Origin of the sequence: Streptomyces sp. F63 (assembly GCF_018070345.1) — a bacterium.
GTDB lineage: Bacteria > Actinomycetota > Actinomycetes > Streptomycetales > Streptomycetaceae > Streptomyces.
The window spans coordinates 1-26,202 of the sequence record NZ_JAGPXX010000030.1; the positions used below are offsets into that span (position 1 = coordinate 1).

The window sequence follows — 26,202 nt, forward strand, 5'->3', positions numbered from 1 at the left end:
TACTTCGGGCACCACACGATGTGGAGCCCGAGGTCATACACGCCGCCGGAGAATCGGCGAACCTTCCTGGTCACGGTCACGCGATCACTATACACACGTCGCAGGTCTAGTGCGACAGAAAGGTGGGATCAGGTGAACAGTGCAGATCCGTGCGCACAGTTGAGGTCAGAGCAGGGCTCAGAAGCCATTCCCCACCCCGCTAAAGCGGGGCGTCCCCTGGCTAGGTCCTGATGGGACGCATCATGGACGGGCGTGCGGATCACGGTGACAGGTACGACCGTACCCTCACCCGAAGTGATGGCGGGGTGTTCCGCGCTGTTGACGCTTGCCCGCCGGGATGTGCCGGCCGCTCAGGCCCGGCGGTGGACCAGGCGGCCCGCGATGACCGTGGCCAGGCAGCGGGCGGGCTCCCCGCCGGGAGCGTCCGGGCCGGGGGCGTCCGGGCCGGAGATGCCGGGGCGGGGAGTGTCCGGGCGGGAGGTGCCGCCGGGGCCCGGGGTGCCCGCGCCGGGCACGCCCGCGCCGGGCACGCCCGCGCCGCCGGGTCCCGGCACCGCGAAGACCGCGAAGTCCGCGCGGGCCCCCGGGGCGAGGGGCAGCGGCTGCGCCGGGGCGCCCGGCGGGTGCACGCGGAGGCCGGAGCGGGTCACGGCGGTGCGGACCGGCGGGCGGGTGAAGGGGCCGGTCAGCGAGGTGGTGCCGGCCGCCAGCAGCCGCTGGAGGCCCCGCCGGGCGCTCGCGCCCCAGCCGCTGTCGGTCAGGCCCAGGGCCGTGAGCGCTTCGCCGGTGAGCGGCTCGGTGCCCAGCCGGTCCGCCTCGCGCGGGTCCGGGTGGTAGGCCGCCTCCAGCCAGGCGCGGGCGTCCGGTGCATGGCGGCCCGGGGTGATCTCACCGGCCCACTCCCGGACCCGGGCCCGGGCGCCGTACTGCGCGAGCAGTTCCTCGTACGGGCCGACGGCCGCGATCCGGTCGCCGTCCACGGCCACCGCGTCCCCCGCGGCCGGATCACCGCCCGGGAGGCGCCGTACCGCCCGCCCGCGGTGGATCGTCAGCACCCGCCGTCTCCGTCCCTTCGTCCCTGCCTCCCGGCCCGCCCGGGGGCGGCGGCCGTCCACGGGCACCGCCCGCCGGTCCGGCCCCTCAGCCCGCCCAGCCCCTCCGCCCGTGCCCGGGTCACGGCGCGGGCGACGGCCGGAAGCGGGAATCCGGGGCCCGGGCCCCGGGTGCGGCCGCTCAGCTCGCGTCGACGAGCTTCAGCTCCGGGTGGGCCGTGCCGCCCTCGATCGCCGTGGAGGACAGGTGCGAGACGACGTGGTCGTCGACCGGGTCGTGCGCCGGGTCCTCGTGCACCACCAGGTGCTCGTACGTCGTCGAGCGCTGCGCCGGGACCCGGCCCGCGGCGCGGATCAGATGGAGCAGCTCCAGCCGGTCGGAGCGGTGCTTGGCTCCGGCCGAGGAGACGACGTTCTCCTCCAGCATCACCGAGCCGAGGTCGTCGGCCCCGTAGTGCAGCGAGAGCTGGCCGACCTCCTTGCCGGTGGTGAGCCAGGAGCCCTGGATGTGGGCGACGTTGTCGAGGAACAGCCGAGCGACGGCGATGATCCGCAGGTACTCGAAGAGCGTCGCCTGCGTCCGCCCCTTCAGATGGTTGTTCTCCGGCTGGTAGGTGTACGGGATGAAGGCGCGGAAGCCGCCGGTGCGGTCCTGCACCTCCCGGATCATCCGCAGGTGCTCGATGCGCTCGGCGTTGGTCTCGCCGGTGCCCATCAGCATGGTGGAGGTCGACTCGACGCCCAGCCGGTGCGCGGTCTCCATGATCTCCAGCCAGCGCTCGCCGGACTCCTTCAGCGGCGCGATGGCCTTGCGCGGCCGCGCGGGCAGCAGCTCGGCGCCCGCGCCCGCGAAGGAGTCGAGACCGGCGGCGTGGATGCGGCGGATCGCCTCCTCCGGCGTGACGCCCGAGATGCGGGCCATGTGCTCGACCTCGGAGGCACCGAGGGAGTGGATGACGAGCTGCGGGAACGCCTTCTTGATCGCCGAGAAGTGCTGCTCGTAGTACTCCACGCCGTAGTCCGGGTGGTGGCCGCCCTGGAACATGATCTGGGTGCCGCCCAGCTCGACGGTCTCGGCGCAGCGGCGCAGGATGTCGTCGAGGTCGCGGGTCCAGCCCTTGGCGGTGTCCTTGGGGGCCGCGTAGAAGGCGCAGAACTTGCACGCCGTCACACAGACGTTGGTGTAGTTGATGTTGCGCTCGATGATGTACGTCGCGATGTGCTCGGTGCCGGCGTAGCGGCGGCGGCGTACGGCGTCGGCCGCGGCGCCCAGGGCGTGCAGCGGGGCGTGCCGGTAGAGGTCGAGCGCTTCTTCCGGGGTGATCCGGCCGCCCTCGGCGGCACGGGCGAGTACGGCTGCGCGGTTCGTACCGGCGAGCTCGGAGTTCTCGGGCACCGGGGCGTCCCTTCCGGACGGTTCTGACGGACCGATCCAGCCTACGTCAGCCGCCCGGCGCATCCGGAGGGCCCGTCCGGGGGCCTGCCTCCCCGGCGCTCCTGCCGTGATCCGCGTGATCCGCGTGATCCGCGTGCTCGGCGTGCTCGGCGTGCTCGGCGTGCTCGGCGTGCTCGGCGTGCTCGGCGGCCTCCTCGTCGCCGAGGAGCCGTACCCGGACGTCCGCCGGGTACCCGGTCGCCGGTCCGGTGCGGCGGGCGAACTCGGCGATGCCGGCGAGCTGGCGCGGGCCGAGGCTGAAGTCGAGGGTGGTGAAGTACCGTTCCAGCACCTCCGCGCCGAATGCCTCCCAGCGCGCCGCCTGTTCGGCGACCTTGCCGACCTCCTCCAGCGACAGGTCGCGGGAGGCGAGGAACGCCTCGTGCACCCGGCGCACCACCTCCGGCTCCCTGGCCAGATAGTCGCGCCGCACCGCCCAGACGGCGAAGACGAACGGCAGCCCCGTCCACTCCTTCCACAGGTGCCCGAGGTCGTGGACCTGCAGCCCGTACCGGGGGGCGTCGTGCAGATACGCGCGGAGCGCCGGGTCGCCGATGAGCACCCCGGCCTGCGCCTCGCGCATCATCAGGCCCAGGTCGGGAGGGCAGCTGTAGTAGTCGGGCCGGATGCCGTAGCGCTCGGCCAGCAGCAGCTGGGCGAGGCGTACGGAGGTGCGGGAGGTGGAGCCGAGCGCGACGCGCTCCCCGTCCAGCTGCTCCAGCGGGACCTGGGACACGATGTGGCAGGACATCACCGGCCCGTCGCAGCCGACGGCGATGTCGGGCAGCGCGACCAGTTCGTCGGCATGGCGCAGGAACTCCACGAGCGTGATGGGGCCCATGTCGAGCTCGCCGCGGACCAGCTGCTCGCTGAGCTTCTCCGGGGTGTCCTTGCGCAGGTCGAGGTCGAGAAGGGTGCCCGTGCGGGCGAGGCCCCAGTAGAGGGGCACGCAGTTCAGGAACTGGATGTGGCCCACCCGGGGCCGGTGGCGGTGGTCGCCGCCGGCGGGGGCGGGGGCGGCGGCTCCGGCGGCGGCCCGGTCGGAACGGTCTTCTCGGTCGGAATGGTCCACTCCATGAGGCTAACTCCGGCTCCGGGCGGGCCCGGGAGCGGGTCCTTGCGGGGGCGGTGCGGGGGCGGTGCGGGGTTCGTCGAGGGCGTGCGGGGCGCTTGTCGGTGCGCTGCGCCGTGCACCCGGCGGCGGCCCCGCGCGCGCGTCCCGCGAGGGGCCCGCCGGGTAACGGCCCCGGAACGGTCCGGTACCGGCCAACCGGCGGGTACCGGACGGGGGCTCGTGCAGGCCAGGGCACGGAAAACGGCTCCCGAACACACCCCACGAACGAGTGATCTTCGCCTCTTTCCTGCCGCGGAGAGCCCGTGCTAGGCTCGCCGCAAGTTGCAGTTTGGTTTCCCTTGCAGTACAGAGCCTGCGGATCATGTGACTCCGCGGGCTTTTGTTTTCAGACTTCTTGCAGGTTCTGGAGCAGGGCAACCCTTTGGCCCAAGGAGGGCTTTATGGCTACCGGAACCGTCAAGTGGTTCAACGCCGAGAAGGGCTTCGGCTTCATCGCCCAGGACGGCGGCGGCCCCGATGTCTTCGTCCACTACTCCGCGATCAACGCGTCTGGCTTCCGCTCCCTGGAGGAGAACCAGACCGTGAACTTCGACGTCACCCAGGGCCCGAAGGGCCCGCAGGCGGAGAACGTCACCCCGGTCTGATCCCGCGCGGGTCCCCGGGGTCGGCCGGTCGCGGCCGACGCGCAGTACCCAAGGAGCCCCGCTCCCCCGCTTCGGCGGAGGAGCGGGGCTTCTGCCCGTCCGGGGATACGCCGCCGGCCGCCCGGGATACGCCTCTGTCCGTCCGGGGCCACGGGGAGGAACCGCCGGGCCCCGGGTGCCGGCTCCCGAGCGGGCGGCACCCGGGGGTCTCCCGCCCGGAGCGGGCTCAGGAACGCCGGTACAGCTCCTCGACGTCCTCGGCGAAGTCGCGCAGGATCACCCGGCGCTTCAGCTTCATCGACGGGGTCAGCTGGCCGCCGTCCTCGGTGAAGTCCACCGGAAGCACCCGGAAGCGGCGGATCGACTCGGCCCGGGAGACGGAGGCGTTGGCGTCGTCCACGGCCCGCTGGATGTCGGCGAGGAGTTCCGCGTCCCGCACCAGCTCACCGAGGGGCACGTCCTGCTTCTTGCGCATCCGCCGCCAGTGCAGCAGCCCGTCCGGCTCCAGGGTGATCAGGGCGGTGATGTACGGGCGGTCGTCACCGACGACCAGGCACTGGCCGACCAGCGGATGGGCCCGCAGCCGGTCCTCCAGGGGGGCCGGGGCGACGTTCTTGCCGGCCGCGGTGACGATGATCTCCTTCTTCCGGCCGGTGATGCTGAGATAGCCGTCCTCGTCGAGGGCCCCGAGGTCGCCCGTGGCGAACCAGCCCCCGGCGTCGGTCTCGGCACCCCGGACGGCCTCGCCCCGGGCCGCGTCCCAGTAGCCGCTGAAGACCTGGCCGCCGCGGAGCAGCACCTCGCCGTCCTCGGCGATCCGGACGGCCGCGCCGGGCAGCGGCCGGCCGACCGTGCCGAGCCGCGGCTTGAGGGGCGGGGTGACGGTGGCGGCGGCCGTGGTCTCGGTGAGCCCGTAGCCCTCGAACACCTCGATGCCCGCGCCCGCGTAGAAGGCGGCGAGCCGGCGGCCCAGCGGGGAGCCGCCGCAAATGGCGTAGCGCACCTTGCCGCCGAGGGCGGCCCGGATCCGCCGGTAGACCAGCGGGTCGTACAGCGCGCGGGCGGCCCGCAGGCCGGGGCCCGGGCCCGGGCCGGTGCCGTGCTGCTCGGCCTCCCGCGCCTCCCCGTACCGCCGGGCGATCCTCGCGGCCCGGTCGAAGGAGGAGGCCCGGCCCATCTTCTCCGCGGTGGCGCGACCGGTGTTGTAGACCTTCTCCAGGACGTACGGGATGGCGAGGAGGAAGGTCGGCCTGAAACCGGCCAGCGCGGTCAGCAGTTCCTCGGTCTGGATGCTGGGCTGGTGCCCGAGGCGGACCCGGGCGCGGAGGCAGCCGATCGCCACCATCCGGCCGAAGACGTGGGACAGCGGCAGGAAGAGCAGGGTGGAGGCGGGGTCCTTGCTCACCGACGTGAAGACCGGGTGGAGCAGTTCGACGGCGTTGTCGACCTCGGCGAAGAAGTTGCCGTGGGTGAGCACGCAGCCCTTGGGGCGCCCGGTGGTGCCGGAGGTGTAGATGAGGGTGGCGACGGTGTCCGGGCCGAGCCCGCCCCGGCGGGCGGCCACCTCGGCGTCGGGGATGTCCTTGCCCGCCGTCACCAGGAGGGAGACGGCGTCGGTGTCGAACTGCCAGAGGTGCTTCAGCCCCGGCAGCTCGGGGCGTATGCCGCTGATCAGCCGGGTCTGGCCGACGTCCTCGACGGCGCAGGCGACGGCGCCCGAGTCCTGGATGATCCAGCGGGCCTGCTCGGCCGAGGAGGTCGGGTAGATGGGGACGGTGACGAGCCCGGCCGCCCAGGCGGCGAAGTCCATCAGCGTCCACTCGTAGCTCGTGCGGGCCATGATGGCCAGCCGCTCGCCGGGCGCGAGGCCATGGGCGATCAGGCCCTTGGCAACGGCCAGCACCTCCTGGGCGAAGGCGGCGGCGCTGACGTCGCCCCAGCTTCCGTCGTCGCGGACCCGGCTGAGGACGATCTCGCCGGGGGCCTCGACGGCGTTGTGGAACGGGATGTCGGCCAGCGAGCCCTGTTCGACGGGCGCCACGAGCGCGGGCACGGCGACCTCGCGGACGGCGCCGTCCGCCACGGTCAGCGACGGCTCCGGCGTCTCCGGCGGCACCGCGCCGCGACGGGGGCGAAGGCGGGGGGAAGGGGACACGGGCGGCTCCTCTTGTCTCGGCCGCCCCGGGCGGGCGGCGCCGGACGGGTGGTCCGGACGCCCGGGGGCCGGGGCGGCGGCCCGGCTCCGTGGGGGGGCGGAGCGGACGGCGGGATCAGTGGGGGCGTGCGGAGTGTGCGGACGTGGGGACGTGCGGTCGTGCGGTCGTGCGGTCGTGCGGTCGTGCCGGGTTCGGTGCGGGAGGCCGTGTGGGGGTTCCGTGTGGGGGGTGGCTCACGCGCGCGAGAGGCGGGAGTCGGTGTCGGTGTCGGTGTGGGCGGGGCTCGGTGCGGGGCCCGGTGCGGGGGCCCGGTGCGGGGGCCCGGTGCGGGGGCCCGGTGCGGGGGCCCGGTGCGGGGGCCCGGTGCGGGGTCCGGTGTGGGGGTCCGGTGTGGGGGTCCGGTGTGGGTCCGTGGCGCGGTGGGGTGGCCCGGGCCGGTGCGGGCCCGGACCCGGCCGGCGGAACCGGTCGGTGCCGGGGCACCGGCGCGGCCGAGTGCCGTGGTCCGGGCGGCGCGGGTGCGGAACCGCCCGCCGGCTCACGGCCGTTCGAGGATCGCCGTCACCCCCTGGCCGCCGGCCGCGCAGATGGAGATCAGGCCGCGCCCCGGCGCGTCGCGCTCGGCGAGCAGCTTGGCCAGGGTGGCGACGATGCGCGCACCCGTCGCGGCGAACGGGTGTCCGGTGGCCAGCGAGGAGCCGGCGACGTTGAGCCGGTCCCGGTCGGCCTCGGGCAGGCCCTGTTTGCGCCAGGCCGCCAGGGTGGCCAGCACCTGCGAGGCGAATGCCTCGTGGATCTCCAGCAGGTGGAAGTCGTCGAGCCCGAGTCCGGTGCGCTCCAGCATGCGCGGCACGGCGTACGCCGGCGCCATCAGCAGGCCGTCCTCGCCGTCCACGTAGTCGACGGCGGCCGTCTCGTAGGCCGTGAGGTAGGCCAGTGGTTCGAGGCCGCGTTCGGCCGCCCACTCCTCGCTCGCGAGGAGGACGGTCGCGGCACCGTCGGTGAGCGGGGTGGAGTTGCCCGCCGTCATGGTGGCGCCGCCGTCCGCCACGCCGAACACGGGCTTCAGGCGCGCCAGTTTCTCCGGACTCGAGTCGGGGCGCAGGTTCTGGTCCCGCTCCAGGCCGCGGAAGGGGACCACCAGATCGTCGAGGAAGCCGCGGTCGTAGGCGGCGGCGAGGCGGCGGTGGCTGGTGGCGGCCAGTTCGTCCTGTTCCTCGCGGCCGATGCCCCACTCCCTGGCGGTGCGGGCCGCGTGCTCGCCCATCGACAGTCCGGTGCGGGGTTCGGCGTTGCGCGGGATCTCGGGGACGAGGTGGCGGGGCCGGACGCCGGCCAGGCGCCTGAGCCGTCCGCCGAGGGAGCGGGCGCGCCGGGTGGCCAGCAGCAGTCTGCGCAGTTCGTCGTTGACGCCGAGCGGGGCGTCGCTGGCCGAGTCCACGCCGCCGGCGACGGCCGAGTCGATCTGCCCCAGCGCGATCTTGTTGGCGGCGGCGATGACGGCCTGGAGTCCGGTGCCGCACGCCTGCTGGACGTCGTACGCGGGGGTGCGCGGGTCGAGATCGCTGCCGAGGAGGGTCTCGCGGGCGAGGTTGAAGTCCCGGCTGTGCTTGAGGACGGCGCCCGCGGCGAACTCCCCCAGCCGCGCGCCTTCGAGGCCGAAGCGCTCGACCAGTCCGCCGAGGGCGACGGTCAGCATCCGCTGGTTGGAGGCGGTGGCGTACGGGCCGTCGGCCCGCGCGAAGGGGATCCTGCTGCCGCCGAGGACGGCGACGCGCCGCACCTCGGAGGCGAGGAGGGGATTGCGGGTGCTCATCTCGACCAGCTCCTGACCCGGCAGTAACCTTACTGCGAAGTAAATTTACGCCACGGTGAGGAGTTGGCCAATGGCCGATCGCTATCTTCGTTTCACCCGGACCGCTCCCGGCCGGTTCCTCACCCGCCGGCTGGGCCTGCCCCGGCCCGCGGAACTGCACCGCTGGTCTCCCGAACGGCCCTCCCTGGACGGGCCGTTGCTCCATCTGACGGTGGCCGCGCCCTGCCCCGGCCTCACCGGGGCGCTGGCACGGACCGGACTGCCGGTGCGAACGGAGCACCGCGGCGGCGGGGACGGCACCGGGGGCCGGACCGGCGCCCCGTACGCCGCGGTCGTCGTCGACGCCACCGGCGTGGACGGCCCGGAGGCGCTGCACGGGGTGCACGCCGCGCTCCACCCCGTGGTGCGCTCGGTCTCCGCCGGGGGCCGGATCGTCCTCCTCGGCACCGCGCCGGACCCGGCGGACCACCACCGGGCCGCCGCGCAGCAGGCCCTCGACGGCTTCGTCCGGTCCCTGGGCAAGGAGATCGGCAGGGGCTGCACGGTGAACCTGCTGCGGCTGGACCCCGGTGCGGAGGGGGCGGCCGCGCTGGGCGCGGCGGCAGCGGCGGCGGAGTCGACGCTGCGCTTCCTGCTGTCGCCCAAGTCGGCGTATGTGAGCGGGCAGCCGATCACGGTCCGCGGTGACGCCGTCGGCGCGGGCGCGGCGGACGAGGAGGGCGCGGCCGCCGAACCACCGGGCACCACCGGGGAACCCGCGGCGGGGGCCGGCGCCGCGGCGGACCGGTCCCGGCCGCTGGCCGGCCGGACCGCGCTCGTCACCGGCTGCGCGCGGGGCATCGGCGCGTCGGTCGCCGGGACCCTCGCCCGGGACGGCGCGCGCGTCGTCTGCCTCGACATCCCCTCCGCGGAGGCCGAGTTGACCGCCCTCGCCGGCCGTCTCGGCGGCACGGCGCTGCCCCTGGACATCACGGCGCCCGACGCCGCCGAGCGCATCGCCGCGGCGGTGCCCGGCGGACTCGACATCCTCGTCCACAACGCGGGCATCACCCGGGACCGCCGGCTCGCCAACATGGCGGCCGACCGCTGGGACCAGGTGATCGACGTGAACCTGGGCAGCGTGCTGCGGGTCACCGACCGCCTGCTGAAGGCCGGTGTCCTGCGCCGGGGCACCGGCCGGATCGTCGCCACCGCCTCGATCGCCGGTATCGCCGGCAACGCCGGGCAGACCAACTACGCGGCGAGCAAGGCCGGGATCATCGGCTTCACCCGCTCGCTGGCGCCGCGGGCCGCGGCCGAGTACGGGGTGACGGTCAACGCCGTCGCCCCCGGCTTCATCGAGACGAAGATGACGGCCGCGGTGCCGCTGCTGATCCGGGAGGCGGGGCGGCGGATGAACTCCCTCGCGCAGGGCGGCCTGCCGGTCGACGTCGCCGAGACGACGGCGTGGCTGGCCCAGCCGGCCTCCGGCGGGGTCAACGGGCAGACGGTACGGGTCTGCGGGCAGAGCCTGCTCGGGGCGTGACGCCTCCGGCACGGGCCGGCCGGCGGACGGGGCGGCCGCGGGCCGGCCCGGAGCGGCGGTGCCGCACGGGGTGCCGGGCCCGAGTTCCGGGTCACCCCCGTGCTGCGCGTCATGCACCGCCGCCTCTGACCGCGCGGAGCAGGCCCCGCCGGCCTCCGGGGCGGAGGCGCGCCGTGCTCCGCCCGGCGAACGGGCCGATGCGGAACAGCACGGGGTGCCCGGGCCCGGGTTCCGGGTCGCCCCCGCGCGGAGTGCGCCCCGGGGCCGTCCGCGGCACCGCGCACGGCAACCCGCCCGGCGCCGCCCCCGGCACCCCGTACGGAAACCCGCCCCGAGCCACTCCCGGCGCCCCGCACGGGATGCTGCCCGGGGCCGGTCCGGAGGCCTCGTGCGGTCGAGGTGCCGCGGCGCCGCTGTCTCTTCTCCCGTGCTGCACACGGGCGTTGACCCTCCCACCCGCCCGAGACCCCGTACCGGCAGCGAACCGGCAACGCGCCGGGTCCTCGGAAAGCGGCCCGGACCGGACCGAGCCAGGCCAGGCCAGGCCAGGCCAGACCAGACGAGCCGGACCCACCGCACACGATTTTTCACGGAGACCCCCATGACCACCCCGGCCACTCCCACCACCCAGCGCCTGACCCGCTCCCCGCGCCTCATGCCCGCCCTCGGCCGGGGGGTGCTGACCGGGATCGGCAAGCGCCCCTCCCCCGGCGCACCGCTGCCCGGCACCCGGCTGCTGCTGCCGGCCGTCCGGATCGACGCCGGCCGCGTGGCCCGCTACGCCCGCGTCTGCGGCTTCCGGGAGACCGACCCCCTGCCGATCACCTATCCGCACATCCTGGGCTTCCCCCTCGCCGCCCGGCTCATGGGCGACCGGGCGTTCCCGCTGCCCCTTCTCGGCCTGGTGCACACCGGCATCGAGATCACGCAGTACCGGGCGCTGCGCCCGCACGACCGCCCCGAGCTGACCGTGGGCATCCCCCGGCTGCTGCCCCACCGCCGCGGCACGGAGGCGGAGGTCGTCACCGAGGCCCGGATCGACGGCGAACCGGTCTGGACGGACCGCAGCACCTACCTGGCCCGCCACCGCACCCCGGACGACGACGGGCGCCCCGCGGGGACCGGCGGCCCGGAGACCGGCACCGCGGAGACCGGCCCGGCCCGCGCCCCGGAGCCCGCCGGGGCGGGCGCTTCCGGCGGTGCCGGCGCGGAAGGGCTCCCCGCCGCAGCCGTGTGGGAGCTCCCCGCCGGGCTCGGCCGCCGTCATGCCGCCGTCTCCGGCGACTACAACCCGATCCACCTCCACCCGCTCACCGCCCGCCCGCTGGGCTTCCCCCGGGCCATCGCGCACGGCATGTGGACCTTCGCCCGCTGTGTGGCGGAGGCGGGCCTGCCGGGCGGGGAACCGGTCACGGTGCGGGCGGAGTTCAGGGCCCCGGTCCTGCTCCCGTCGACCGTCGTCCTCGGCAGGCGCGGCCCCGCGTTCGAGCTGCGCGGCGGCCGGGACGGCTCCCGTCTCCACCTCACGGGGACGGTCACGCCCCCCGGCGGGGCCCCGTCCTGATCCGGCCGGGACCGCCCGGCTCAGGACCTCCGGGCGGTGGTCCGTCCGCGCGGGTGCCAGGGGCGGCCCTCCATCAGGTTGGCGAGGCCCGCCCAGGCGAAGTTCATCAGCAGCGCCGCCGTCTCCTTCGCCGACGGCCGGTCCGCGCCGTCCCCGGGGTCGTTGGCCCATCCGGCCAGCGATTCGGCGGCCCCGACCAGAGCGTGCGCCAGTCCGGCCACCTCACGGTCGGCCAGGTCCGGAACGCAGTCGTCCTCCTGCGCGGCGGCGGCGATCAGCTGTGTCACGAAGGTGACGATCTCCTCCCGCATCGCGGCGAACTCGCTCACGAACGGTTCTCCGTGCGTTCGGGCCTGGTTGTGCAGTACGGCCCAGCCGTCCGGGCGTTCGGCGGTGTGGGCGAAGAAGCCGCGCAGCCCGCTCCAGAGTTGCCGGTCCGGCGGTGTGTCGCGCGGTTCGACGGCCGCCCGCACGGCGGTGACCAGGGCGGCCGCCTCGCGCCGGATGCAGGCGCTGAAGAGTTCTTCCTTCGAGTTCAGATACAGATAGACGAGGGGCTTGGAGACACCGGCCAGTTCCGCGATCTCGTCCATCGAGGCGGCCCGGTAACCGCGCCGGGCGAAGATCGTCACGGCCGCGTCGAGCATCTGCTGCTCCCGCACGGCCCGCGGCATCCGCTTGCCCTTGGTGCCCGCCACTGTCCCGCCCCTCCGCCTTGCCTACCGAGAGGTAAGTTTACGGCCCGCCCGTCCGCCGCATATGCCAAACGCCTTTCCCGCCCGGCCGGGCGGTAACCGGCTCCGGCGGCTCGCGGAGACGCCCGCGGACGGGCCCGGCCGGCGCGGCCGGGCCGAGCCCGCCGGGCCGCGCCGGACCGCCGCCGCTACCGGACGAAGGCGTCCCTGCGGGCCGTGCCGTCCCAGCCGCCGGACGGCCGGCGCAGTCCGTACAGTGCGGCGACCGTGGGGGCGACGTCGATGGTCCGGGCCGGGGCGTCGCTGACGGCGCCGCGCCGGACCAGCGGGGAACCACCGGTGACGAAGAAGGGGATGGGCAGGGTGGCCGGATGGCCGTGGTTGCCGGGGATGGGGTTGGAGACCGGCAGCGGGTCGGAGAAGCGGTAGCCGGGGCGGACGTACGCGACGAGATCACCGGCCTCGGGGCCCAGCCGCAGTTCCGCGGGGGTGTGCACGGACAGCACGCCCTCCTCGGCCAGGACGATCTCCCGCATCCGGGCCACGGCCCGCGCCCGGTCGGCGTCCGGCCCGGTCCAGTAGAGGAGGTCCGCGCCGCCGTTCTGGGCGATGACGCAGCGGTCCTCCAGCAGCGGGTCCTTCGCCAGCAGGGGGGCGAGGCCGACCATGGCGAACGGCAGTGACCAGTCCATGGAGTGGTCGGCGAGGACGAGGAGGACGGAGTTCTCCCAGCGGCCGGTGTCCTTGAGGTGCGCGACCACGCGGCCGATCTGGTAGTCGGTGCTGATCAGGGCGGCCCTGCGGGCGAGGTCGAGGGTGCCGCCGGTGAGGTCGCTGTGCCCGACCCGGTCCACGTCACCGAAGTTGACGAACATCAGGTCGGGGTCGGCGCTGTCGATCATCGAGATCACCGCGTCGGCCGTGAAGCCGTCCGGCGCGTGCTCCGTGATCGGCAGCATCGGCTCCGGCTTCCAGTGGAAGTCGGCCCGGGTGCCGAAGATCCCGTGCAGATAGCGCTTGGACAGGACGGAGCCGCTGGTGCGGCCGGTGGCGCGGAGCAGCTCGAAGAGGGTGACGGCCCGCAGGTCGGTGGGCCGGTCCAAGTCGCGCACCGCCTGCTCGGCGCGGTCGTACACCGCGTTCGCGGGCACACCGGAACGGTCGGGGCGCACGCCCGTCATCATCATGACGTGGTTGGGGATGGTCTCCATGACCGGCAGCGACTGGGCGGCCGGGTAGCTGGTGCCGGTGTCGCGCAGCTCGGACAGCCGGGGCATGAACAGCGGCCGGATCTCGTCCGGCCGGCAGCCGTCGACGACGAGGACGTACGTGCGCAGCCGGCCGGCGGCGCGGGCGGCGGAGGCACCGAGGCCGCCGACGATGACGCCGCCGGCGCCGCCGGCGACCGTGGCGAGGAACGAGCGGCGGGACCAGCGGGACCGGTCGGTGGGGGGCATGGGGGCTCCGGGTGGTGCCGGGCCCGCGGCCGGCGGCGGACGGCGCACGGCGGGCGGGCGAGGGGGACGTGGACGGCCCCCCGGTTCCGTGGGCGAACGGCACCGGCCGGAGCGGGCCCGTCCCCGCGGTGGCGGGGCGGACGGCCCGCAACGGAGCGGCGGCGGCGCGGGGGTGGTGCGACTGCCGCCGCGAGGGCGTGCGCCGCATTCCAGGGCACGCGGGTGTCCATACGGCAACTCGCCGGTAACTTCTCGGTCCCAACCGGGCGCTGTGTCGTATCCGACAGTCACGGGTGGGGCCGCCGGCCGCCCGGATGCCCCGATTGCCCTTCTTGCGGGCCGAGTTGACGGCAGTCCCCGCTCGGCGCCGGGGCCGCCGCGGCCGGTGGACCCGTCAGCCGCCGCGACGGGACGGGCGGAGGAGCAACGGGGACGGGCGAGGCGCGAGGGGGGCGGAGAGGCGAAGAAGGGAGAGAAGAAGGGAGAAAGGGGGAGAAAGCAGCGAACGAGGACAGGAGGAGGGAGCGAGGGACGGCGGCCCCGGGGCCGGGCTCAGCCCCGGGCGCGGGCGGCGTCGTCGGCGCTGTCCTCCCGGCTCTGGTCGGCGGCCAGCCGCTGCTTCGCCCGTTCCACCTTCCCGGCGACCTGCTCGGACATCGCCAGGCGCTGCTTGCGGAGCAGCACCCAGCTCAGCGGCGCGGAGAACAGCAGCCCCAGCAGGATCACCCAGAACACCTGGGAGTCCCCCACCCCCGCCGGCACCACACCGAGGTAGCTGAGACCCCAGGCCGCCAGGAAACAGCAGGCGAACAGGGCGAAGCGCGCGACGGTGTAGCGGATCACCGCGTTCTGCCGGTCACTGTCCCTGCTTCCACTGCTGCTGCTCGTGCTGCTGCTCACGGGAGGAACCTTCTTCTCGGCGGCGACCGAAAGGGCCGGTATGGCGGGTATGGCTGTCTCCAGTGAAGCACAGCGCTCCCGCCGTCAATCCAGCGGCAGCCACATGGTGATGTCGTCCCGGTAGTCGCCCTCCGCGACTCTGATCGCGTCGGGCACCCGGCCGACCTCCTTGTAGCCGCAGGCGGCGTAGAAGCGGTCGGCGCCGGTGCCGCCCCGGCAGGTGAGCCGGATGCCGCGGATTCCCTCGGTGCCGCGCGCGGCGTCCGCGACGGCGGCCATCAACTCCCGCCCCGTTCCCCGGCCCTGGAGCGAGGGGTGCACCATGACGGTGTACACCCACAGCCAGTGGCGCATCAGCCGGTGGGTGTTGAGGGTGAGGAAGGCGGTCGCCCGCGGGCGGCCCCGCTCGTCGGTGCCGACGAGCAGACGGCTGCGCCCCTCGGCCATCGCCGTCAGCTGCTTGAGCAGCTCCGGCCGGATCTCCTCGGCGGTCACCGGCGGTACGAAGCCCACGGCACCCCCGGCGTTGGAGACGTCCGCCCACAGCGCGAGGACCCCGTCCCGCAGGTCGGGCGTCAGCGGGGGATCCACGGTAAACGTAAGCGGCACAGGGCGATGTTAGGACTTACGGACGGCCTGCCGCGCGCGCCTTCCACTCCGTGGACACTCCGCCGCGGTCCCCGCGGCACGCTCCCGCCGCGGCCGGCCGGCGGCCGTCAGCCGCCCAGCACCCCGGACGCGATCCGCAGGTCCGCGACCAGCCCCGCGCGCACCTCCGCGCGGTCGTCCTCGGCGCGCAGCACGGCGGACGGATGGATGGTCGCCACCAGGGGGCCCTCCCAGGCCGCCGCGCCGGCTTCACCGCCACCGCCACCGTCCCCGCCACCCGCGCTCCAGCTCAGCAGCCGGCCGCGTTCCCTCGTCACCCGGAACGAGGAGCCGAGCAGCGCCTTGCCGGCCGTCGCCCCGAGGGCGACGATCACCTCCGGGTCCAGCAGCTCCAGTTCGGCCGCGAGCCAGGGGCGGCAGGCGCCCATCTCCCGCAGGGTCGGCGGCTTGTGGATGCGCCGCTTGCCGCGCTCGACCCGGCGCTCGAACTTGAAGTGCTTGACCGCGTTCGTGACGTACGCCTGCCCCGGGTCGATGCCCGCCTCGGCCAGGGCCTCGTCCAGCACCCGGCCCGCCGGGCCGACGAAGGGCTCCCCGCGCCGGTCCTCCTGGTCCCCGGGCTGCTCCCCGAGGAGGACGATCCGGGCGGAGGCGTCGCCGCGCCCGAACACGGCCCGCGTCGCCTCCCGGTGCAGCGGGCAACCGCGGCAGCCGGCGACGGCCTCGCGGAGCGCCGCCAGATCCGCGCCGCGCGGCACGAACGGCGCCGCGTCGTACCGCGCCTCGGGGCCGCCGCCACCGCCGGCCTTCGTGCCGTCCCCGCTCCGGCCCGCGCTTCCGCCCCTCCGGGTCTTCTCGGTGCCTGCCATACGGCGCGGGTACCCGGCCGCCCCGCGGCCAGTCCGGACCTGCGGCGGGCTGCAGGGCGGAACGGAGAACGGGACGGTGAGACGGAACGGAGAACCGGGACGGAGAACCGGGACGGTTCAGACCCGCATGGCCTGCGGCGTCTCGCGACGCTCCGGGTCCGGGCCCGGGTACTCCTTGATGATCTCGTAGCGGGTGTTCCGCTCGACGGGCCGGAAGCCGGCGTCGCGGATCAGCTCCAGCAGGTCCTCGCGGGTCAGCTTGTCGGGCGTGCCGTAGTTGTCCGCGTCGTGTGTGATCTTGTACTCGACGACCGAGCCGTCCATGTCGTCCGCCCCGTGCTGGAGCGCGAGCTGTGCCGTCTGCACGCCGTGCATCACCCAGAAGACCTTGACGTGCGGCACGTTGTCGAACAGCAGCCGGGAGACCGCGAAGGTCTTCAGCGCCTCGGCGCCGGTGGCCATGGTGGTCCGGGCCTGGAGCCGGTTGCGGATCTTGCCGTCCTTCATGTCCACGAAATCGTGCTGGTAGCGGAGCGGGATGAAGACCTGGAAGCCGCCGGTCTCGTCCTGCAGCTCCCGCAGCCGCAGCACGTGGTCCACGCGGTGGCGCGGCTCCTCGATGTGCCCGTACAGCATGGTGGACGGCGTCTTGAGGCCCTTCTCATGGGCGAGGCGGTGGATGCGCGACCAGTCCTCCCAGTGGGTGCGGTGGTCGACGATGTGCTGCCGCACCTCCCAGTCGAAGATCTCCGCGCCGCCGCCGGTCAGCGACTCCAGGCCGGCGTCGATCAGCTCGTCGAGGATCTCCGAGGCGGACAGGCCCGAGATCGTCTCGAAGTGGTGGATCTCCGTGGCGGTGAACGCCTTCAGCGAGACGTCCGGCAGCGCCTTCTTCAGCTCCCGCAGCGAGCGCGGGTAGTAGCGCCAGGGCAGCGTCGGGTGGAGACCGTTGACGATGTGCAGCTCGGTGAGGTTCTCGCTCTCCATCGCCGTGGCGAGGCGGACGGCCTCCTCGATGCGCATCGTGTACGCGTCCTTCTCGCCCGGCTTCCGCTGGAAGGAGCAGTAGGCGCAGGACGCGGTGCACACGTTCGTCATGTTGAGGTGCCGGTTGACGTTGAAGTGCACGACGTCGCCGTTCTTGCGCGTGCGCACCTCGTGGGCCAGGCCGCCCAGCCAGGCCAGGTCGTCGCTCGCGTAGAGGGCGATGCCGTCCTCCCGGGTCAGCCGCTCCCCGGCGAGAACCTTCTGCTCCAGCTCCCGCTTGAGGCCCTCGTCCTGAGCAGATGCAGCCATGCGGCAGCCTCCCATTACCTCGTCAATCGGACTCCGCCGAGCCTACGCCTTCCGGGCCGGCGCTCATTCCCCGGGCAGTTCCCCGACCCGGTTCTCCCACTTGGTGGAGAGCACGATCGTGGTGCGGGTGCGGGAGACGCCCTTGATCGCGGAGAGGCGGCGGATGATCGACTCCAGTCCGTCCACGTCGGTGGCGCGCACCTTCAGCATGTAGGAGTCGTCACCGGCGATGAACCAGCAGTCCTCGATCTCGCTGAGATCGCGCAGCCGGTGCGCCATGTCCTCGTGGTCCGTGGCGTCGGAGAGGGAGAGGCCGATGAGCGCCGTGACACCGAGGCCCAGGGAGGCGGAGTCGACGGTCGCCCGGTAGCCGGTGATGATGCCCGCCCCCTCCAGCCGGTTGATCCGGTCGGTGACACTCGGCCCGGAGAGCCCCACCAGCCGCCCCAGCTCCGCGTACGAGGCCCTGCCGTTCTCCCGCAGGGCCTGGATGAGCTGCCTGTCCACCGCGTCCATGAGGTTGAAGCCTTCCGATGCTCAGCACTGTCGCGCGATGCGCGAAGATCGTGGATGGGGAGTGACGAATCCAAGAATCGCAGGGCGCGCGGCCTGCGATACACCCGGCCCATCGGGGACGGGCCTTCGGATGCGGGTTTCACTCAGCCGCGCCGCCCGTCCGGGGCCCGGGAGAGTCCGCGGCCGCGCCGCCGAGCGCCCCGTCCCACCGGCGGTACAGCTTGTGGGGCACGCCCGCCGCGTCCAGTACCCGGCCCGCGACGAAGTCGACCAGGTCCTGGATGTCCGTCGCGCCCGCGTAGAAGGCCGGTGAGGCGGGGAGCACCACCGCTCCCGCCTCGTCCAGCGCCACGAGGTGGCGCAGCGTCGGCCCGCTCAGCGGCGTCTCCCGTACGGCCATCACCAGCGGGCGGCGCTCCTTGAGGGTGACGCTCGCCACCCGCTGCAGCAGGTCCTTCGACAGCCCCAGCGCGATGCCGGCCACGGAGGCCGTGCTCGCCGGGACGACGAGCATCCCCCGTGCCGGGTACGAGCCCGAGGACGGTCCCGCCGCGAGGTCCCCGGCCGGCCAGTACCGCACCGCGTCCAGGTCCGGCAGGCCGGCCTCGAAGCGGTCCGGGGTGCCGTCCGCGCCCCGGGCCAGCCAGCGGTGCAGGTCCTGCCGCCAGTGCGCGTCCCGGAAGGAGATGCCCGTCTCGTCCAGCAGCGTGAGCCGGGACGCCCGGCTGACCACCAGGTCCACCGTCTCGCCGGCGTGCAGCAGCGCCCGGAGCACCGCGGCGGCGTAGGGCGTGCCCGAGGCCCCGGAGACCCCGACGACCCAGGGTCGGCGCCCGGCGCGGGCCGGGGGCGCGCCCCTCGTCTCGTACGGTTCTTCGTGCGGCGGCTCCACGGTTCGAGCCTATCGGGAGCCCCCGGCCGGAACAGGACAAGGTACCCCGGCCGTTCTTCTGGGCAGAAGTACACGGAGTGTGAGGGGGCGCGATGACCTACGGAAGCCACGGATCCGCCTGGCCGCCACCGGGGCGGCCCGCCCGGCGGCCCGGGCGCAGCGGCGGCGAGAAGGCGAAGGCCGCGGCCGGGCTGATGGCCGTCTGGGTGGCGCTGCTGTGGCTGCTGGAGTTCGTCGACGTGGCCACCGGCAACTCCCTCGACACCTACGGCGTCTCCCCGCGCGAGGTGGGCGAGCTGCGCGACGTGGTGCCGGCGGCCTTCCTGCACTTCGGCTTCGACCATGTCGCGGCGAACACCCTTCCGCTGGCCCTGTTCGGCTTCCTCGCCGCGCTGCGCGGCATCGGCCGCTTCCTGGCGGTCGTCGGCGTGATCGTGGTGACCGGCGGGCTCGGGGTCTGGCTGACGGCCCCCGCCGGGTCCGTCACCGCCGGGGCCTCGATCGTCGTCTTCGGCCTCTTCGGCTATCTGGTGGTGCGGGGCTTCATCGACAAGGTGGTGACGGACGTCATCGTCGGCCTCGTGATCGCCGTGCTGTACGGCTCGATCATCTGGGGCGTGCTGCCCACCGCCGGTTCCGTCAGCTGGCAGGGGCATCTCTTCGGGCTGATCGGCGGGGTGCTCGCGGCGGTGGTGTTCCGCCGCCGGGCCGGCGCCGGCGGACGCCGGGAGACCGTCATCGGCTGACCGCCGCGGGGCGGCCTCCCGCCCCGGCGCCCGGCCCGGCCCGCCCCGGCGCCCGGCCCGCGGCCCGGCGTCCGGTGCGCCGCGGTGCGCCCGGCGGCTCAGACGCTCAGCCCGCGCGCCACCAGGTCGAACAGGGTGAACACGAACAGCACCACGCCGATCACGCCATTGACCGTGAAGAACGCCCGGTTCAGCCGGGACAGGTCGTGCGGCCGCACGATCGCGTGCTCGTAGACGAACGCCACCGCCACGATCGCCAGACCCACCCAGAAGAACGCGCCCGCGCCGGTCACCGCCCCGTACCAGGCGAGCAGGCCCGTGGTGACGACATGCGCCCCCCGCGCGCCGTGCAGCGCGGCCGGGACGCCGAACCGGGCGGGCACGGAGCGCACGCCCTCGGCGCGGTCCGCCGCGACGTCCTGGCTGCCGAAGATCAGGTCGAAGCCGCCGATCCACACGCCGACGGCGAGCCCGAGGACCACCGCGTCCCAGGACCAGGCCCCCGTCACCGCGATCCACGCGCCGACCGGGCCGATCGCCTGGGCCAGCCCCAGAATGGCGTGCGGGAAGTCCGTGAACCGCTTGCCGTACGGATAGACCACCATCGGCACGACGGCGAGCGGCGCCAGCGCCAGGCAGAGCGGGTTGAGGAGCGCCGCCGCGGCCAGGAAGACGGCGAGGGCGATCAGCGCGCCCGTCCAGGCGGAGCGCACCGACATCGCGCCGGTCACCAGCTCCCGCCCCGCCGTGCGCGGATTGCGGGCGTCTATCTCCCGGTCGATGATCCGGTTGGCGGCCATGGCGAAGGTCCGCAGCCCCACCATCGCCACGGTGACGAGGAACAGCTCCCACCAGTGGACCGTCCCGTCGTCCAGGAACATCGCGGTGAGCGAGGCGATGTACGCGAAGGGCAGCGCGAACACCGAGTGCTCGATCATCACCAGCCGCAGGAAGGCCCGGACCCCGCCCTTCCCGGCGCCCTTCCCGGCGGGCGGCGCGGGGACGGACCCCGGCCGCGGCACGGGCTCCCGCCCGGGCACGGAGCGGCCGGAGGCCGCCGGACCGGCGCTCACAGCCCGTACTCCGCCCAGCGCCGGCTGACCAGCTCGGCGGTCTCCGGGTCCGGCAGCACCATGCGCGGCCAGCCGCCGTCCCGCGTGTAGCCCTCCTCCGGCAGCTTCGCGGTGGCGTCGATGCCGGCCTTGCCGCCCCAGAACTGCTGGTAGGAGGCGTGGTCGAGATGGTCCACCGGGCCCTCGGCCACCGTGAGGTCACGGGAGTAGTCGGTGTTGCCCAGCGCCCGCCAGGCCACCTCGTGCAGATCGTGCACATCGCAGTCGGAGTCGACCACGATGATCAGCTTGGTGAGCGACATCATGTGCGCGCCCCAGATGGCGTGCATCACCTTCTGCGCGTGCTTCGGGTACTTCTTGTCGATCGAGACGATCGCGCAGTTGTGGAAACCGCCGGCCTCGGGGAGGTGGTAGTCCACGATGTCCGGCACGATGATCTTGAGCAGCGGCAGGAAGAACCGCTCGGTGGCCCGGCCCAGCGGACCGTCCTCCGTCGGCGGCCGGCCGACCACGATCGACTGCAGCAGCGGCCGCTTCCGCATCGTCACGCAGTCGATGGTCAGTGCGGGGAACGGTTCCTGCGGGGTGTAGAAGCCGGTGTGGTCGCCGAACGGCCCCTCCGGCAGCATCCGCCCCGGCTCCAGCCAGCCCTCCAGCACCACCTCGGCCCGGGCCGGCACCTGCAGCGGCACCGTCTTGCAGTCGGCCATCTCGACCCGCTTGCCCTGCACGAAACCGGCGAAGAGGTACTCGTCGATGTCGCCGGGGAGCGGGGCCGTGGAGGCGTACGTCACCGCCGGCGGGCAGCCGAACGCGATGGCGACGGGCAGCCGCTCACCGCGCCGGGCGGCCGTCTGGTAGTGGTTGCGGCTGTCCTTGTGGATCTGCCAGTGCATGCCGATGGTGCGCCGGTCGTGCCGCTGCAGCCGGTAGAGGCCGAGATTCCGGATCCCGGTCTCCGGGTCCTTCGTGTGGGTGAGGCCGAGGTTGAAGAAGGAACCGCCGTCCTCGGGCCAGGTGAACAGCGCGGGCAGCCGGTCGAGGTCGACCTCGTCGCCGGTGAGGACGGTCTCCTGGACGGGCGCGTCCTTGACCTTCTTCGGCGGCACGTGTGCCATGCCGGCGAGCTTCCCGAACGCCTCCCGCATCCCCACGAAACCGTGCGGCAGCTCGGGCCTGAGCAGCCCGCCGATCCTGTCGCCGATGTCCGCGTAGGAGGTCAGGCCGAGGGCCTTGAGCAGCCGGCGGTCGGTGCCGAAGACGTTCATCGCCAGCGGCATCGAGGAGCCCTTGACGTTCTCGAAGAGCAGCGCGGGACCGCCGGCCTTGTTGACCCGGTCGGTGATCTCCCCCACTTCCAGATAGGGGTCCACCTCGGCCTTGACGCGCTTGAGGTCACCGTCGCGCTCCAGCGCCCGCAGCAGCGCGCGCAGATCGTCGTAAGCCATGCGGACCAGTATCCGTCACCCCGTACGCTGGACTTGTCACCGGGGCTGTCCCGGATCCGCCACCGTACTTCAGGGGGCCTGCTCCGACATGTTGAGGTATCTGCCGTTTCTCCTGGTCCTGGGGTTGTGGATCTACGCGTTCATCGACTGCCTCAACACACCCGAGGACCAGGTCCGCAAGCTGCCCAAGCCGGTGTGGGTGCTCATCGTGGTGCTCTTCGGCTATGTGCTCTTCGGCTCCCTCGCCTGGCTGCTGGCCGGACGCCCGCGGCGGACCGCCGGGGGCGGCGGCTGGGGCGGACGGGGCGTACGCGGCGGCGGGCAGTGGATCGCCCCCGACGACAACCCCGACTTCCTCCGCTCCCTCGACGACGAGCACAAGGACCGCAAGAGGGACGGCAACGGCCCGGACGACGGCCCGAAGGGCTGACCGGCCCGGGACGGGCCCGCGCGCCCGGATTCTGCGGCACGACGTGAAGGCGCCCCCGGTGGCCGGGGGCGCCTTCACGTGTTCTCGCTGTCGCTGTCGCTGTCGCTGTCGCTGTCGCCGCGGAGGGTCCTCCGCTCACACCCCGGCGTAGGAGTGCTTGCCGGTGACGAAGATGTTGACGCCGTAGTAGTTGAAGAGGAAGCAGGCGAAGGCGATCAGCGCGATGTACGCGGCCTTCCGGCCCTTCCAGCCGGCCGTGGCGCGGGCGTGCAGATAGCCGGCGTAGGCGACCCAGGTGATGAACGACCAGACCTCCTTGGGGTCCCAGCCCCAGTAGCGGCCCCAGGCCGCCTCGGCCCAGATGGCACCCGCGATGATCGTGAAGGTCCAGAGCGGGAAGACCAGCGCGTTGACGCGGTACGCGAACTTGTCGAGGGTGGCGGCCGCCGGGAGCCGGCTCAGCACCGAGTCGGCGAAGGCGCCGGGCCGCTTGCCCCCCGGCGCCGCCAGCTTCGCCTCGTAGCGGTCGCGGAAGAGGAAGAGCACCGTGCCGACGGCGCCGAGGTAGAACACCCCGCCGGAGATGATCGCGCAGGAGACGTGGATCCACAGCCAGTACGAGTCGAGGGCCGGGACGAGCTGGTCGCTCTCCGTGTAGAGCACGGAGACGGCGAGGCCGAGGTCGAGCAGCACCGTGGTGACCAGCGGCAGCCCCAGCCAGCGCACCGGCTTCTTCGCGAGCAGCAGAGCGAGGTAGGAGCCGACCACGACCATCGAGAAGGCCGTGGAGAACTCGTACATGTTGCCCCAGGGGGCGCGCTCCACGGACAGGGCGCGGGTCAGCACCCCGCCGGCGTGCAGCAGGAAGGCCAGGGTGGTGAGCGAGACGGCGATCCGGCCGTAGAGGTCGCCGCCCTCGTCGCCACCCGCCGCGCCCGGCCCGTCGGGTACGTCCCGGCCGCCGGCCGGACCGCGGGTGACGACCTGCGGACGCTCCAGGACGGTGGTGCCGCCCCGGCCGGTGACCTGCACGGCGGGCGCGGGCGCGGACGCGGGCGCGGGCGCGGCCCGCCCCTCGGGCTTCTCGGTCAGCGCGGCCGCCGTGCGGCCGACCTTGCTGCGGCTGCCCAGCACCCACTCCGCCATGTGGGCGCCGAAAGCCAGGGTGTAGACGGCCATCGCGGAGTAGATCAGCACATTGCTGATGCTGGCCAAATTCTCGTTGGCTGCGGCTGCCAGGTTCACGCGCGCTCTCCTTCGGAGGGGCCGGCGGGATCGGGATTCTCACGGTCGTCGCCGGCTGGTTCTCCGGCGGCAGTCTCTTCTGCGGTGCCCGCGGCGGGGGTGCCCTCGGGCACGGTGTCCTCGTCGGCGGTGTCCTCGTCAGCGGTGTCGTCGTCGGCGGTGTCGTCGTCGGCGGTGTCCTCTGCGGCTGTCCCCCGGGCCGCGTCCCCGGCGGCGTACCGCGCCGCGGCTTCGTCCTGCGCGCCCTCCGGCGCACCGTCCGAGCCGTCCGCGCCGTCCGCCGTGTCATCCGGCTCGGGTGCCGGCGGGGCCGTCTCCCGGAGGGCCACGGCCAGTTCGGCGAGCTCCTCCGGGAGCCGGGGTGACTCGCTGCGGCCCAGGGCGGCCATCTCCACGACCGTGCCGCTGCCGTCGGCGGCGGGCCGCGCGCGGACCCAGATCCGGCGCCGCTGGATGAACAGCGAGGCCGCGAGTCCGAGCAGCGCGGCGACGGCACCGCCGAGGGCCCAGCCCTTGCCGGGCTGGCTGGAGATCTGGAAGCTGGCCCACTCCTCGACGCCGTCAAAGCTCAGCGAACCCTGCCCGTCCGGCAGTTGCACGGTCTCGCCGGGCCGCAGGAACTTCCGGAAGAGGTCGCCGTTCTCCTTGAACTGCTTCATCTTCCGGGTGTCGAGCTGGTACACGTTCTGCGGGATGCCCGAGTCGACGCCGAGGCTGCCCATGAAGGCGTTGATCGACAGCACCGGGTAGTCCAGCGCCGGGAAGGTGGAGTGCGGGCCCCGCACCTCGTCCAGCGCGAAGGTCGGCAGGAAGCGGCCCTGGAAGCCGAGCTGGGTCTTCTTCCCGTCCTTGTCCCGCGCGTCGGGCACCTTGACGACGCCCACGGAGGTGTTGTTGGTGTCCTGCGGCAGGAACGGCACCGGCCCCTGGTACGCCACGTCGCCCTGGCCGTCCTTGACGGTGACGACGGGCGCGTAGCCGTAGCCGATCAGATAGACCTTGGTGCCGTCGACCTCCAGCGGATGGTTGACCTCGATGCTCGCCTTCCGCTCCGCGCCGTCCGCGCCGTTCCAGTGGGTGACGTCGGCGCGGAACGTGCGCGGGGTGCCCTTCTGCGGGCCGCCGCGCTCGAAGGTGGCCTCGAAGTCGTCCAGCCGGAAGCCGAAGGGCGTGAGCTGGTCGGTGTCGTAGAGGCTGGCGGCGCGGAAGTCGTCGTACTGGGGAAGGGTGTTGGTGAAGCCGTCGCCCTTGACGATCAGCTTGCCGCCCTCGGCCTTCCACAGGCTGCCCGCCGCGAAGGCCAGGAGCAGCACGATGAGCGCGATGTGGAAGACGAGGTTCCCCGCCTCCCGCAGATAGCCCTTCTCGGCGGCGGCCGTGTCCCCGCCGAGCCGCGCCCGGAAACGGCGCCGGCGCAGCGTGCGGTGGGCGGCGCCGAGCACCTCCTCCGGCGTGGCGGCGGTCCGCCAGGTCGTGTACGCGGGGAGCCGGGCGAGGCGGCTCGGGCCGGCCGGGGGGCGGCCGCGGAGCTGGCCGGCGAACTGCCAGGTGCGCGGCACGATGCAGCCGATGAGGGAGACGAACAGCAGGATGTAGATCGCGGAGAACCACACCGAGCTGTAGACGTGGAACAGGCCCAGCTTGTCGTAGACCGCTGCCAGCGTCTCGTTGTCGGCCCTGAACTGCTCGACCGCCATGGGGTCGATACCGGTCTGCGGGATCAGGGAGCCGGGGATCGCGCCCAGCGACAGCAGGAGGAGCAGCAGCAGCGCCACCCGCATCGAGGTGAGCTGCCGCCAGAACCAGCGGGCCCAGCCGATGACGCCCAGGCCGGGCAGCGGGGCGCTCTCGTCGGGGGCGGTGGACAGCTGGGAGCCGGCCGCGCCGAGGCCGGGCTCGGCCCCGGCCCGGCCGTCGGGGTCGGACCGGCCGTCGGGGTCGGACCGGGCATCGGCGTTGGCGGCGGCGTTCTTCGTCGTCTCGGCCATGGTTCAGATTCCCGGGGTGAAGGTGGAGGACCAGACCTGGAGGCCGCCGATCAGCCGGTCCCAGATGCCCGTGACGAGCAGCAGGCCGACGAGGACCAGCATCAGGCCGCCCGCCCGCATCACCCACACATAGTGCCGTTTGACCCAGGAGAAGGCGCCGAGCGCGCGCCGGAACGCGACCGCGGCGAGCAGGAACGGCACCCCCAGCCCCAGGCAGTAGGCGACGGTGAGCAGGGCGCCGCGGGCGGCGCTGGCCTCGTTGAAGGCGAGGGTGTTGACGGCGGCGAGGGTCGGGCCGATGCACGGCGTCCAGCCGATGCCGAAGAGCACGCCCAGCAGCGGCGCCCCGGCCAGACCCATCGCGGGTCTGCGGTGGAAGCGGAACTCGCGCTGGGCGAAACCGCCCATCACACCCATGAAGGCGAGGCCCAGCACGATGGTGAGGGCGCCGAGGACCTTGGTGATCGTCTCCCGGTACTCCTCCAGCGTGAAGCCGAAGTTCCCGAAGAGGGTGCCGTAGGAGACGAAGACGGCGGTGAAGCCGAGGATGAACAGCGAGGCGCCGGCCGCCATCCGCCCTTTGCGGGCGTCGGCCAGATCGCTGCCGCTGACACCGGTGACGTAGCTGAGGTAGCCCGGCACCAGGGGCAGCACGCAGGGAGAGAAGAAGGAGACGAGTCCGGCGAGCACGGCGATCGGCAGGGCGAGCAGCAGCGCCCCGCTGAGCACGGTCTGGTTGAACGTCTCGGCGGCGAGAAGCGTCGTCACGGG

General features: G+C 73.8%; 22 protein-coding genes and 1 pseudogene. 5 read left to right on the forward strand and 18 right to left on the reverse strand.

What is annotated here, in order from left to right; translation table 11 throughout:
- Nucleotides 1–350 precede the first annotated feature (350 nt).
- From KBZ10_RS23615 to KBZ10_RS23625, 3 genes and pseudogenes are all read right to left on the reverse strand, one after another.
- On the reverse strand, nt 351–1,055 hold the full coding sequence (locus tag KBZ10_RS23615; protein ID WP_374223405.1) for a hypothetical protein: 705 nt from the start codon (nt 1,053–1,055) through the stop codon (nt 351–353).
- Between the two features lie 178 nt (nt 1,056–1,233).
- Nucleotides 1,234–2,448, reverse strand: a complete 1,215-nt coding sequence (gene mqnC, locus KBZ10_RS23620; protein WP_210989730.1) for a cyclic dehypoxanthinyl futalosine synthase — start codon at nt 2,446–2,448, stop codon at nt 1,234–1,236.
- A gap of 199 nt (nt 2,449–2,647) precedes the next feature.
- Nucleotides 2,648–3,559, reverse strand: a pseudogene (locus tag KBZ10_RS23625) (menaquinone biosynthetic enzyme MqnA/MqnD family protein); the annotation flags it as partial.
- A 443-nt stretch (nt 3,560–4,002) separates the two neighbouring features.
- On the opposite strand from KBZ10_RS23625, the gene KBZ10_RS23630 reads away from it, so the two are divergent.
- Nucleotides 4,003–4,206, forward strand: a complete 204-nt coding sequence (locus tag KBZ10_RS23630) for a cold-shock protein (RefSeq protein WP_019707740.1) — start codon at nt 4,003–4,005, stop codon at nt 4,204–4,206.
- 226 nt (nt 4,207–4,432) lie between these two features.
- Here KBZ10_RS23630 and KBZ10_RS23635 read toward each other — a convergent pair whose 3' ends face one another.
- Entirely contained in the window at nt 4,433–6,322 is a 1,890-nt protein-coding gene (locus KBZ10_RS23635) for a long-chain fatty acid--CoA ligase (RefSeq protein ID WP_374223406.1), read from the reverse strand.
- 578 nt (nt 6,323–6,900) lie between these two features.
- Nucleotides 6,901–8,178 (reverse strand): acetyl-CoA C-acetyltransferase, encoded by a 1,278-nt coding sequence (locus KBZ10_RS23640; protein ID WP_210989733.1) that lies wholly within the window; start codon nt 8,176–8,178, stop codon nt 6,901–6,903.
- A gap of 70 nt (nt 8,179–8,248) precedes the next feature.
- Here KBZ10_RS23640 and KBZ10_RS23645 point away from each other — a divergent pair, with 70 nt between their 5' ends.
- Both KBZ10_RS23645 and KBZ10_RS23650 read left to right on the forward strand, forming a co-directional pair.
- Nucleotides 8,249–9,703, forward strand: coding sequence for a 3-oxoacyl-ACP reductase (locus KBZ10_RS23645; protein ID WP_210989734.1), 1,455 nt, complete (start codon nt 8,249–8,251; stop codon nt 9,701–9,703).
- Nucleotides 9,704–10,304: 601 nt separating this feature from the next.
- Nucleotides 10,305–11,267 carry a MaoC/PaaZ C-terminal domain-containing protein gene (locus KBZ10_RS23650; protein WP_210989735.1) on the forward strand — a complete coding sequence of 321 codons (963 nt, stop codon included), beginning with the start codon at nt 10,305–10,307 and terminating at the stop codon, nt 11,265–11,267.
- A gap of 20 nt (nt 11,268–11,287) precedes the next feature.
- On the opposite strand, the gene KBZ10_RS23655 is transcribed toward KBZ10_RS23650, so the two are convergent.
- From KBZ10_RS23655 to KBZ10_RS23690, 8 genes are all read right to left on the reverse strand, one after another.
- The gene (locus tag KBZ10_RS23655; RefSeq protein ID WP_210989786.1) at nt 11,288–11,941 is read right to left on the reverse strand and encodes a TetR/AcrR family transcriptional regulator; all 654 of its coding nucleotides are present in this window, start codon (nt 11,939–11,941) and stop codon (nt 11,288–11,290) included.
- 209 nt (nt 11,942–12,150) lie between these two features.
- Nucleotides 12,151–13,419, reverse strand: a complete 1,269-nt coding sequence (locus KBZ10_RS23660) for an alkaline phosphatase family protein (protein WP_210989736.1) — start codon at nt 13,417–13,419, stop codon at nt 12,151–12,153.
- Nucleotides 13,420–13,971: 552 nt separating this feature from the next.
- Nucleotides 13,972–14,319 (reverse strand): DUF4229 domain-containing protein, encoded by a 348-nt coding sequence (locus KBZ10_RS23665; protein ID WP_307847572.1) that lies wholly within the window; start codon nt 14,317–14,319, stop codon nt 13,972–13,974.
- 84 nt (nt 14,320–14,403) lie between these two features.
- Nucleotides 14,404–14,928, reverse strand: a complete 525-nt coding sequence (locus tag KBZ10_RS23670; protein ID WP_210989737.1) for a GNAT family N-acetyltransferase — start codon at nt 14,926–14,928, stop codon at nt 14,404–14,406.
- A 107-nt stretch (nt 14,929–15,035) separates the two neighbouring features.
- Nucleotides 15,036–15,797, reverse strand: coding sequence for a UdgX family uracil-DNA binding protein (locus tag KBZ10_RS23675; protein WP_210989738.1), 762 nt, complete (start codon nt 15,795–15,797; stop codon nt 15,036–15,038).
- A 117-nt stretch (nt 15,798–15,914) separates the two neighbouring features.
- Nucleotides 15,915–17,093, reverse strand: coding sequence for an aminofutalosine synthase MqnE (gene mqnE / locus KBZ10_RS23680; protein WP_210989739.1), 1,179 nt, complete (start codon nt 17,091–17,093; stop codon nt 15,915–15,917).
- 63 nt (nt 17,094–17,156) lie between these two features.
- Nucleotides 17,157–17,609: an Lrp/AsnC family transcriptional regulator gene (locus KBZ10_RS23685; protein ID WP_210989740.1), complete on the reverse strand. Its 453-nt coding sequence runs from the start codon at nt 17,607–17,609 to the stop codon at nt 17,157–17,159.
- A 139-nt stretch (nt 17,610–17,748) separates the two neighbouring features.
- The gene (locus KBZ10_RS23690; RefSeq protein ID WP_210989741.1) at nt 17,749–18,501 is read right to left on the reverse strand and encodes a UbiX family flavin prenyltransferase; all 753 of its coding nucleotides are present in this window, start codon (nt 18,499–18,501) and stop codon (nt 17,749–17,751) included.
- A gap of 92 nt (nt 18,502–18,593) precedes the next feature.
- Here KBZ10_RS23690 and KBZ10_RS23695 point away from each other — a divergent pair, with 92 nt between their 5' ends.
- On the forward strand, nt 18,594–19,247 hold the full coding sequence (locus KBZ10_RS23695) for a rhomboid family intramembrane serine protease (protein WP_210989742.1): 654 nt from the start codon (nt 18,594–18,596) through the stop codon (nt 19,245–19,247).
- 98 nt (nt 19,248–19,345) lie between these two features.
- Here the strand turns inward: KBZ10_RS23695 and mqnP are convergent, their stop codons facing one another.
- A complete protein-coding gene (gene mqnP, locus KBZ10_RS23700) occupies nt 19,346–20,269 on the reverse strand; it encodes a menaquinone biosynthesis prenyltransferase MqnP (protein WP_210989788.1) in 924 nt (307 codons plus the stop codon).
- 47 nt (nt 20,270–20,316) lie between these two features.
- Entirely contained in the window at nt 20,317–21,768 is a 1,452-nt protein-coding gene (locus KBZ10_RS23705; RefSeq protein WP_210989743.1) for a menaquinone biosynthesis decarboxylase, read from the reverse strand.
- A gap of 88 nt (nt 21,769–21,856) precedes the next feature.
- Here KBZ10_RS23705 and KBZ10_RS23710 point away from each other — a divergent pair, with 88 nt between their 5' ends.
- Nucleotides 21,857–22,198 (forward strand): PLDc N-terminal domain-containing protein, encoded by a 342-nt coding sequence (locus KBZ10_RS23710; RefSeq protein ID WP_210989744.1) that lies wholly within the window; start codon nt 21,857–21,859, stop codon nt 22,196–22,198.
- A 135-nt stretch (nt 22,199–22,333) separates the two neighbouring features.
- Here the strand turns inward: KBZ10_RS23710 and ccsB are convergent, their stop codons facing one another.
- The 3 genes from ccsB to KBZ10_RS23725 are packed head-to-tail and all read right to left on the reverse strand — an operon-like array spanning nt 22,334 to nt 26,199.
- Entirely contained in the window at nt 22,334–23,443 is a 1,110-nt protein-coding gene (ccsB, locus tag KBZ10_RS23715) for a c-type cytochrome biogenesis protein CcsB (RefSeq protein WP_210989745.1), read from the reverse strand.
- A complete protein-coding gene (locus tag KBZ10_RS23720) occupies nt 23,440–25,431 on the reverse strand; it encodes a cytochrome c biogenesis protein ResB (RefSeq protein WP_210989746.1) in 1,992 nt (663 codons plus the stop codon). Before KBZ10_RS23720 ends, ccsB begins: the two co-directional genes overlap by 4 nt.
- 3 nt (nt 25,432–25,434) lie before the next feature.
- Nucleotides 25,435–26,199 carry a cytochrome c biogenesis protein CcdA gene (locus tag KBZ10_RS23725; RefSeq protein WP_210989747.1) on the reverse strand — a complete coding sequence of 255 codons (765 nt, stop codon included), beginning with the start codon at nt 26,197–26,199 and terminating at the stop codon, nt 25,435–25,437.
- Nucleotides 26,200–26,202: the final 3 nt, after the last annotated feature.